Here is a 1138-nt window from a genome sequence, read left to right on the forward strand (position 1 = left end):
CCTTCACGAATAGCGAAGCGTAAGCCTTCGTCCATCGCGATTGGGGCAATCAGCGTTACTGTCATCTGAATGTTGTCACCTGGCATTACCATCTCTACGCCTTCTGGCAGTTCGATGGTACCGGTCACGTCAGTTGTACGGAAGTAGAACTGTGGACGGTAGCCTTTGAAGAATGGCGTATGACGGCCACCTTCATCTTTGCTCAGAATATAAACTTCTGATACGAATTGGGTATGCGGATTGATTGAACCTGGTTTCGCAAGAACCTGACCACGTTCGATATCTTCACGCTTAGTACCACGCAGCAGAACACCAACGTTCTCGCCCGCACGGCCTTCGTCCAGTAATTTACGGAACATTTCAACGCCGGTACAGGTAGTCTGTACGGTATCTTTGATACCAACGATCTCAACCGCTTCGCCTACTTTCACGATACCGCGCTCTACACGACCAGTTACTACTGTACCACGGCCTGAAATAGAGAATACGTCTTCGATTGGCAGCAGGAACGGACGGTCAATTGCACGCTCTGGCTCTGGAATATAGCTATCCAGATAACCGGCTAATTCGATGATTTTTGCTTCCCACTCGGCTTCGCCTTCTAACGCTTTCAGCGCAGAACCACGAATAACTGGCGTATCATCGCCTGGGAAATCGTACTGAGACAGAAGCTCGCGCACTTCCATTTCAACTAATTCTAACAGTTCTTCATCATCAACCATGTCACACTTGTTCAGGAACACGATGATGAAAGGAACGCCAACCTGACGACCTAACAGGATGTGCTCACGAGTTTGTGGCATAGGGCCATCAGTCGCTGCTACAACCAGGATCGCGCCGTCCATTTGGGCAGCACCGGTGATCATGTTCTTCACATAGTCGGCGTGTCCTGGGCAGTCTACGTGTGCGTAGTGGCGTGCCGGGGTGTCATACTCAACGTGTGAAGTATTGATGGTGATACCGCGTGCTTTTTCTTCTGGTGCATTATCGATTTGATCGAATGCACGAGCGTTACCGCCGTAGGTTTTAGCCAATACGGTAGTGATAGCAGCAGTCAGAGTTGTTTTACCGTGGTCAACGTGGCCGATAGTACCGACGTTTACGTGCGGTTTTGTACGTTCAAATTTTTCTTTAGACA

1 protein-coding gene is annotated in these 1138 nt (G+C 49.5%); it reads right to left on the reverse strand.

Annotation, left to right across the window (positions count from 1 at the left end; translation table 11 throughout):
- On the reverse strand, positions 1-1138 hold a 1138-nt coding region (gene tuf / locus GVI43_RS15700), incomplete at both ends, for an elongation factor Tu (protein ID WP_159567771.1).

The organism is Budvicia diplopodorum (assembly GCF_009800925.1).
In the GTDB taxonomy this organism is placed as follows: Bacteria; Pseudomonadota; Gammaproteobacteria; order Enterobacterales; family Enterobacteriaceae; genus Budvicia; species Budvicia diplopodorum.